The organism is Gemmatimonadales bacterium (assembly GCA_041390145.1).
In the GTDB taxonomy this organism is placed as follows: Bacteria; Gemmatimonadota; Gemmatimonadetes; order Gemmatimonadales; family GWC2-71-9; genus SPDF01.
Genome location: JAWKQM010000020.1, coordinates 19,370 through 28,128, shown reverse-complemented (window position 1 = coordinate 28,128; position 8,759 = coordinate 19,370). Strand labels below are relative to the sequence as shown.

Genomic DNA, 8,759 nt, shown 5'->3' with positions numbered 1-8,759 from the left:
CGCCAAGAATGGTGCTCGCCCGCAATTGATTCACCCCAGCCACCGGCCCCAGCGTCCACACCGCCGCGGAGACGCCGGCGGCATCGGTCACGGTGTTGACCGGCGTAACGCTTCCCCCGCCCTCCCGTACTGACCACGTCACCTCGACCCCCGAAACCGGTTGTCCGGCGTCGTCCAGAAGGATCACCTTCGCGGTGTCCGCGAGCTGCCAGCCCGGGACGGCCTCGGTGGGAAGGGTCGTGGCCGAAGCGATGACCGGGGGTACTGACTCGGTCGGCTGGTCGTTGCAGGCCAACGAAAACGCTCCGACCGCAGAGACGAGCGATACCCTGATGAATCGTGTCATGAGTCCATCCGGCATGTCATGCAGGGGGGATAAACAGGAGACGTTTCACGGGCCCTGAAACACACAGGCGGCCTGCCTCGAATCTCCCTAACAGACTTACCACAAAGGACTTGGAACTTCAAGCAGTTTCGAGCTCCGCACCTCGACCGACGTCTCAACTGCTTGACACCACCCCACCCGAATCCAATACTGGTGCACACATCTCCCGCCACACACTCGAGGCCCCGTCATGGCTGTGACCGTCCTCCCCACTGAACGATCCGAGGAAGTGGTCACCGTGCTGTGCGACGCCTTCTACAACTATCCGGTCATGCGGTACGTCCTTGGGGATACTCCCGACTACGCCGGCCGCCTCACCACACTCAGCGGCCTCTTCGTCGCCGCGCGCGCCAACCCGGACGGCCTGATGCTGGGGCTCGACGACCCGGCCGGCACGATGGTCGGCGGGGCGATGATCGACCTCCCCGGGAAAGGCGCACTCACACCCGCATTCGAGGCGTTTCGGAAATCGGCTTGGGAAGAACTGGGAGACGATGCGCGAACCCGGTACGAGGCCTACGGCCGGGCGAGTCGCGAACACAACCATGGCCCGCAACATCACCATCTCGGCATGATCGGTGTGTTGCGTTCCCATCACGGGTCCGGACTCGGTCGGGTGCTGCTTGAGCACGTCCACGCGCTCGCTGAAGCCGATCCTCGTTCGACTGGGGTGTCACTCACGACCGAACTGGCGCGCAACGTTATCCTCTACGAACACTTCGGGTACCACGTCACCGCCCATGTGCGGGTCGCCCCGGAGCTCGAGACCTGGTTGATGTTCCGGCCCTGCTGACGCCATCCGACGCCTGGCCATGCTCGGTCCATTGATGGTCAGCCGCGGATCCGAGAGCTGTCTCTGAATTTGAGGGAGGGGACATGAACAACCTGGTGGTCGCGCGCTATCTCGACGGAAGGATCCTCAAGGGCACCAGCCTAGATGTCGACCCCGCCAAGCCCGCCTTTCACCTCCGCCCCCCGGAGGGGATCACCGCCGAGGTGAAGCTGAAGGACCTCAAGGCGCTGTTCTTCGTGCGCTCCCTCGAGGGCGACATGGCGCGCCACGAGGGCCACACCCTCGACCCCGCCGACCCGCGGGCGCACGGCTCGACCGCCGTCTCGATGCAGTTTCCCGATGGCGAGGTGATGGTCGGCCTGACCAACCGGTTCCCGCCGAACCGGCCCTTCTTCTTCGTGGTGCCGGTCGACCCGAACAGCAACAACATCCGGGTGCTGGTGAACCGGGGCGCCGTCAAGAAGATGGAGCCGCTCTAGGGCACCGCCGGCGCCTCGCGCTGCTGCTGGTTGAGTTCATGCTCGGCGGCCTCCCGCTCCCGGATCTTCCTGATCTCCTCCCGCTGCTCCGCCGCCGTCGCCGCACGCGGCAGCGAGAGCTGGTAGTCCTGGGCCCGCATCCGGCCCTGCACATCGAGCGCCTTTGACTCGTTGCCGCCGTTCGGCATCGGAATCAGCGCCAGGATGAGGCTGGGGATCTTGACGCCCGCCACCGTGATCCATTGGCCGTCGATGCCGTACTCCCGCCCGCCGATCATGGCCTTCCAGGAAGGGGGAGCAGACGCCCCCCCGGCAGCGCCGCCAGCGAATCGAGATAGTGATTAATGACCGCCTTGACCGCGCTGTCGGTCAGCTCCGCGTGAGTGCGTGCAGCGCCCGGAACAGCCGGCGCGCGCCGGTCCCACAACACTCCACTGCCGAACGCACGCCAAGGACTGGCGGGCTGCTGCCCGGGTACCGCCCATGACGGTGCCGTGTCACTTGCCACCCCATCTGCCGGCGTTGGGGTCACGAACAACCGATCGTCCACTGGCACGGAGGGTGTCGAGGCCGACGGGGATCGCGCGGTGGCAGGCGGAGAGGCGGGCGTTGGCGCGCGGAGCAGCGCGACGAGCACTTCGCGGTTCTGCGGAAGTGGTCGCGTCGAGAGCGACCTCAGGAGGTGGCTCCCCGTCAGCCGTTCCCCAGGCACGAACAAGAGGATCAGGACCCCGAGCGCCGCCAGGTGAAGCACGACGCTCGCGGCGAGAGCCCACGGCGGCCAGCGCGGCGGCCGTGGGAGCTGGAGGTCAGGCGGTGTGCCGGCCCCCATCTTCCTGCACCCCGGCGAGGGCCTTCGTCAACCGGCCGACCGCCTCCACCAAACGGGCGGGCGGGACGGTCAGCGCAATCCGGAAGTAGCCCTCCCCTGCCGGCCCGAACGCGCTCCCCGGCAGCACCATGACCCCCTCGGCCTCGAGCGCGTGCCGGGCAAAGGCCTTCGAGCTGATCCCCCGCGGGAGCGCCACCCAGAGGTACATCGCCGCCTTCGGCATCGCGACCTTGAACCCCGCCGTGCGGAGCGCAGGCACGGCGGCATCGCGGCGCCGGCCAATCTCCTCGCAGATGGTCGGAATCAACTGTTCCGCCTGGTCGAGCACCGCCGCCCCGGCCTCCTGCACGGCCATGAACGGCCCCGTGTCCTTGTACGTCTTGGCGCTGGTGAGCGGCGCGATGAGGTTCGACTCTCCCACCGCAAAGCCGATGCGCCACCCCGTCATCGAGAAGCTCTTCGACAGCGAGAAGAACTCCACCGCCACCTCGTGGGCGCCGCGAATCTCGAAGATGCTCGGCGCACGGTAGCCGTCGAAGACGATGTCGCAGTAGGCATTGTCGTACGCCAGCACGATCTCGTGCTTGCGGCAGAGCGCCACCACCCGCTCGAGGTACTCGTGCGTCGCCACCGCCGCGGTCGGGTTGTTGGGGTAGTTGAGAAACATCAGCTTGGCGCGCCGGAGAACACCCTCCGGGATGCTGTCGACATCCAGCAGGAAGTCGTGCTCCTCGCGGAGGGGGACCACGTGCGGCTCGGCGCCGGACAGCACCGTCCCGCCGAGGTAGGCCTGGTACCCCGGTTCGGGCATGATGGCCACATCGCCCACGTTGAGGAACGCGAACGGCATGTGCGCCAGCCCCTCCTTCGAGCCGATGAGCGGCAGGGTCTCGGTGGCGGGGTCGAATCGCTTGCCGAAGCGCCGGTAGACGTAGTCGCTGGAGGCCCGGCGGAACTCGGGATGTCCCTGCTGGAAGCCGTACTTGCTGTTGGCCGGCTTGTCGATGGCACGCTTGAGGGCGTCCACCGCCACCTCCGGCGGAGGCGCATCGTTGTCCCCGGCGGCGACGTCGATGATGTCCCGGCCGGCGGCCAGGAGCCGCCGCTTGATGGCCGGCAACTCGGCCAGTGGATACCCCGGCAAGGCGAGAAGGCGGGCACTGGGGGTGATCATGACTGGATGCTGCTCCGTACAGGATTGGAGAGGATGCCGACTCCGGGGATTTCGACCTCGACCACGTCGCCTGGCTTGAGCAGGCCGACGCCGGCCGGCGTGCCGGTGGCCACGAGATCGCCCGGCTCCAGGGTCATGATGCCGCTGATGTACTTCAGGACATGGGGGATGTCGAAGATCATCTGCTTGGTGCTCCCCCGCTGCCGCTCCACACCGTTGACGCGTCCGATGACCTCCAGCCCGCGCCAGTCCAGCCCCTCGACCACCGCCGGCCCGACCGGGCAGAAGGTATCGAAGCCCTTCGCCCGGGCCCACTGGCCGTCGGTCTTCTGGAGGTCGCGGGCAGTCACGTCGTTGACACAGGTGAAGCCGGCGATCCCGAGTTCCGCCTCCACCGCGGTGACGTTCCGCATCCGGTGGCCGATGACCACGCCGATTTCCGCCTCGTGCTCGACCTGCGACGACTCCGGCGGCAGCACGATCGCCTCCCCGGCCCCGATCACCGCGCTCGGCGGCTTGAAGAAGAGCAGCGGGCGCTCGGGCACCGCGTTGCCCAGTTCCTTCGCGTGCTCGGCGTAGTTCCGCCCCACGCAGACGATCTTCGACGGCCGCGACATATTCATTCCAGTACCCCCATCCCGTGACGGGCAAAGAAGTCTTCGCACTTTGTGCGCACCTGCGCCCAGGAGCCGATGACCTTCTCGGCCTTGGGCAATCCCGCGAGCACCAGCGGCCCATACCGCTTGGTGACCACCCGGCGATCCAGCAACACCACCACACCGACATCGGAAGTCGACCGGATCAGCCTCCCGAACCCCTGCTTCAGCTTGAGCGCCGCATGCGGCAGGAGGTAGCCCATGAAGCCGTCTTCTCCCGCCTCCGCCAGCCGCTCCAGCCGCGCCGCCGTGATCGGTTCCGACGGCACCTTGAAGGGCAGCTTGCAGAGCACCAGTCCCCGCAGCGCCCGGCCAGGCACATCCACCCCTTCCCAGAACGAATCGGTCCCCAGAAGGATAGCGTTCCCCGCCTCGCGGAACCGGCGCAGGAGTGTGTCGCGGCTGCTCTCCCCCTGCACCAGCAGTGGCCAGCGCGGGTCGAGCATTCCGCGCAGCTGCTGCGCCGCCCGGCGCAGCGCCGCATGGCTGGTGAACAGCACAAAGAGCCCGCCGTCGGCGGCATGCGCCAGGTCGGTCACCGCCTCGGCGAGCGCGGCGTCGTGCGCCGCCTCGTCTTCGCGCGGATCGGGGAAATTGTCGGGAATGCCGAAGAGGCACTGGGAGGGATAGTCAAATGGCGACGAGAAGATTTCCCGCGTCGTGACCGGGCTGGGTGAGGTGGCGAGGCCCAACCGCTTTTCCAGGAACTCGAACTCGCCGCCGGCCGCCAGCGTGGCACTGGTCAGCACCACCGTCTTGAGCCGCTCGAACAGCAGCTCGCGCAGCACCGGCGCCAGGTCGAGCGGCACGGCGGAGAGCTGCGTGTGCTGCCGCTTGGCGCCGGAGCGCTCGATCCATCGCACGGTCGCCGCGCCACCAGCCGAGGGGCGCAGCGTCCGGTTGAGCCCGTCCGACACATTGTTCAGCCGGCGCACCAGGGCGCGCATCTCCTGGAGCAGCGCGTCGCCCCGCTCGGTGGACTCCACCTGCGCCAGGCGGTCCTCCACCGTCTCCACCTGGTTCTTGATCTGGTCGAAGCTGGACAGGAGGGCGTCGAGCTCCATCCGCAGCCCCTCCTCCCACACCTCATCCTTGTCGAACTCGTCCGTCAGGCGACGCTGGCCCCCGCCACCGGCCTCGGCTAGCCCGTGCAAGCGCAGGAACAACTGTTCGGCCGCGCGCCGCGCATCACCGATCGCCGGCATCAGCCGCTCACGCACCAGGTCGAGGCTCGCCCGACTCAGGAGGTCGCCCCGCCCCGAGAGTTCCATGACCAGCGACGGGATCAACCCCTTCCGGTTCCGCTCGAACCGGCCGAGTAGCCGCTGGACACCGCGGCTTGTGACCTGCGTGCCGAGGTGCGAGGCCGCGACATCTTCGAGATGGTGCGCCTCGTCGAGGATGAGGCGCTGGTAGGGAGGGAGCACCGCCGCCTCTTCCCAGTTGTCCGACGCCTGCCGGACTGCCAGGTCGGCGGCGAGGAGGTGGTGATTCACCACCACCACGTCCGCTTCGGCCGCGCGGCGCCGCGCCTTGAAAAGGAAGCATTGGTCGAAGAAGCTGCACTTGACCCGGGTGCAGAGGTCTGCCTCGGCCGAAATCTCGTCCCACACCTCGCTGGTTGGCTGGACCGGGAGATCGCTCAACGTCCCGTCGGCAGTCCGGGAGGCCCATTCCGCGAGGGTGACGAGTTCGTCCTGCTTTTCCGGTTCCAGCAGGCTCTGCTGCGCTCCCGTGGCGTGCTGAAGCCGGGAGAGACAGAGGTAGTTCCGCCACCCCTTCAGCAGCGCGAATTTGGGCGCCCATCCCTCCTCCGCCAGTGCCTCGCGAAGCATCGGCAGGTCCTTGCCGACCAGCTGCTCCTGCAGGTTGATGGTATTGGTGCTGATGACGGTCCGCTCGCCGTTGGCGCGTGACCAGGCCAGCGCCGGAACCAGGTAGGCGAACGACTTCCCCACCCCGGTGCCCGCCTCCAGCACCAGCACGCCGCCGTCGTTGTACCCGTCGGCGATGTACGCCGCCATGTCGCGCTGACTCTGCCGGTCCTCGTACTGCCCCAGGACCCGCGCAATGGGACCGTGCTCCCCCAGCGTCTCGACCACCGCATACGGATCGAGTCGCTGCACCTGCTGTGCGTGCGGGACCTCCACCACGACGTACAGCCGTTCGGCGGCGTTGTCGATGATTCCGAAACCGACGCCCCCGTCATGCAGCCGGGCCGCCACCGCCAGGTCGGGTTCGGATGGTTCGAGGTTGCCGCCGGGATGGTTGTGGAGCAGCATCTGGCCGCGACGCGCCGCCCCGGGGAGCGCCAGCACCATCTGGACCGTGCCCCGGGCGATCGCCCGCGCCGCCGTGATCACTCCCTCTTCGTCCACGTCGGCCACGAACGAGACCTCGCGCCCGCCGGCCGCGCGAATCTCACCCGCCAACAGCGAGCGCACGTCGGCGGGGATGCGCACGACGGAGAGGGTCACGGGGCGGGCGCGGGATCGATGAGGATGAAGGGGGCGTCGTCCTCGCCCATGGCCCGGAACCAGGCGATCAGTGCGTCGATCTGGTCCGGTGGGAAGATCCCGCGCGTCCCGATCATGCGGCGGGTGATTTCCAAGGTCCCGTCGACGAAGGCGTAGGTGCCCCAGTACTCGCCGAACTCGCTCGCGGCGTGCACCGAGGTCGGGAGCTGCGGGCGCCACCCAGCCGGAAGCGCGATGCGAACCTTGATCACGTCCTCCTCCGGCCCGAACACCCGGCTGGCGTCGATCGGGAACTGACGCGCCGGTTCGGCTTCCAGCGCGTCGGCGGCATCCGTGAACTTTCCGGCGCTCCCCACCGGATTCTCGAGGATCCAGTTGGTCCCTGAACGGCGCAGCGCCTTGCCATCCTGCACGGCGAGCGACACCCGCGCCGGCTCGGCGAAATCAAGGCCCGCGAAGGTCTGCAGGCTGTCGCCCCTGGAGCCCGGAAACCACCCCTGCGCGATCTTGCGCGAGAAGTTGGCGCGTCCTGCCGAATCCATCGGGGACTCGAACATCTCCCGAAACTGCCACTGCCGCGAGCCGCTGACTTCCTCGCTGTAGTCGCCGTTGAACTTCCCGTCCGTCGAGACGCCACCGGCCAGCTGGATCAGTGACAGCCGATCCTCCGGCTTCTCCTCCGGGAAGGTGATCTCCTCGGCGGAGCCTTGGGCGGGAACCCCCAGGCCGAACTCCCCCTGCAGCGCGGGGGGAAGGATGCCGAAGGGAAGGTAGGCCACGGTCAGGTCAGTGTAGACCCGGCCCTCGGGCAACGAGACATAGGCGATCGCATGGTTGAACTGATCCATCGAGGGAAGCCCGCGCTGCACACCGCCGGACGTGCTGGTCAGGACGGTGGAGGCGTCAAACCCGAGCGATCGCATCGCCGCCACGAAGAGCGTCGCCTTGTCCTTGCAGTCGCCGAAGCCGGTGGCGACCACCTCGGCGGGGAGTCGCGGTTGGTATCCCCCGATGCCGAGGGAAATCGAGAGGTATCGAATGTCCTGCGCCACCCACCGCTGGATGGCAGCGGCCGTGTCGCGGGCGGTCGCGGCCCCGGCCACAAGTTCCCGCACCTGGCCCGCAACCTCGGGTGTAAGGGCATAGCGATCCTCGGCCAGCGTGGCGTACCACCGGCCGATATCGCCCCAGGTCAGCGGCGACGAGACCGCCACCCACATGTAGATATCGTTCGAGTCGGCGGCGTAGGCCTCGGGCTTGATCCGCTTGAGATCGGCCGCGGCCCAGGTGAGCACCTGCCGCCCGCCCGCCCGCGTCGTCTGTCTCGGGAAGTTGAGGTTGCGCTCCTCGACCCGGACCTTCTCCCCTTCCGGGGCATCCACGATGAGGCGGGAGCGCTTCACGCTGAGGCCCGTGCTCACGCCCCACCACTGGTAGAAATCACCCGGCACCCATGGCCGCGTCTTGACGGTCGTGTAGCTGTAGTCGACGATCGTCCCGACCGCGACGCCGCTCATCGAGGCGCGGAGCACCTTTCGGTTGGCGTAGACCGGCGCCCCCATCGTCGCGGGCACGTCGCTCTCCTGCTGCTGGGCGGGGCCGTCGCTGATGACCGTGCCGTCGGGCCGGACGACGCGAATCCAGTTGAGGGTGAACTCCTCGTTGTCCGGCGACCAGGAGAACGAGTGCTCGGCCAACCCCTCGACGGCCGACTGCTTCAGGACCTGCACGATCTGCCGGAAGGTGCGGCGCTCCCGGCCGTCGGCCTGGACAACGACCACCCCGTCGTCCAGCAGGAAGACCGCGGCCTCGTCCGGGTAGTCGGCGGGATCGACGGCCAGTCGGTAGATGGAATCGGGCTGCACCGACGGATCGCCGGCAGGAGTAATGCTCGGGGCCTGCGCCGCCAGGCGCCACGGCAGCAGGAGGCATCCGGCAACGAACCAGCTGTATCGACTCACGC

At 68.1% G+C, this 8,759-nt stretch carries 8 protein-coding genes; 2 read left to right on the top strand and 6 right to left on the bottom strand.

Going from position 1 to position 8,759, the window contains the following annotated elements:
- On the bottom strand, positions 1–346 hold a 346-nt coding region (locus R2910_13750; protein ID MEZ4414048.1), incomplete at its 3' end, for a hypothetical protein.
- Positions 347–575: 229 nt separating this feature from the next.
- Between R2910_13750 and R2910_13745 the strand changes: the two genes are divergently transcribed.
- Both R2910_13745 and R2910_13740 read left to right on the top strand, forming a co-directional pair.
- Positions 576–1,178: a GNAT family N-acetyltransferase gene (locus R2910_13745; protein ID MEZ4414047.1), complete on the top strand. Its 603-nt coding sequence runs from the start codon at positions 576–578 to the stop codon at positions 1,176–1,178.
- Positions 1,179–1,261: 83 nt separating this feature from the next.
- Positions 1,262–1,657, top strand: coding sequence for a hypothetical protein (locus R2910_13740; protein ID MEZ4414046.1), 396 nt, complete (start codon positions 1,262–1,264; stop codon positions 1,655–1,657).
- On the opposite strand, the gene R2910_13735 is transcribed toward R2910_13740, so the two are convergent.
- From R2910_13735 to R2910_13715, 5 genes are all read right to left on the bottom strand, one after another.
- Complete coding sequence (locus R2910_13735; protein MEZ4414045.1) at positions 1,654–1,935, bottom strand: hypothetical protein; 282 nt, start codon at positions 1,933–1,935, stop codon at positions 1,654–1,656. The two genes, R2910_13740 and R2910_13735, sit on opposite strands and share 4 nt — an antisense overlap.
- A 531-nt stretch (positions 1,936–2,466) precedes the next feature.
- Positions 2,467–3,663 (bottom strand): aminotransferase class I/II-fold pyridoxal phosphate-dependent enzyme, encoded by a 1,197-nt coding sequence (locus tag R2910_13730; GenBank protein ID MEZ4414044.1) that lies wholly within the window; start codon positions 3,661–3,663, stop codon positions 2,467–2,469.
- A complete protein-coding gene (locus R2910_13725; GenBank protein MEZ4414043.1) occupies positions 3,660–4,280 on the bottom strand; it encodes a fumarylacetoacetate hydrolase family protein in 621 nt (206 codons plus the stop codon). Before R2910_13725 ends, R2910_13730 begins: the two co-directional genes overlap by 4 nt.
- 2 nt (positions 4,281–4,282) lie before the next feature.
- Entirely contained in the window at positions 4,283–6,796 is a 2,514-nt protein-coding gene (locus R2910_13720; GenBank protein ID MEZ4414042.1) for a helicase C-terminal domain-containing protein, read from the bottom strand.
- Positions 6,793–8,757: a DUF3857 domain-containing protein gene (locus tag R2910_13715; protein ID MEZ4414041.1), complete on the bottom strand. Its 1,965-nt coding sequence runs from the start codon at positions 8,755–8,757 to the stop codon at positions 6,793–6,795. The genes R2910_13720 and R2910_13715 overlap by 4 nt, the downstream gene beginning before the upstream one ends.
- Positions 8,758–8,759 lie beyond the last annotated feature (2 nt).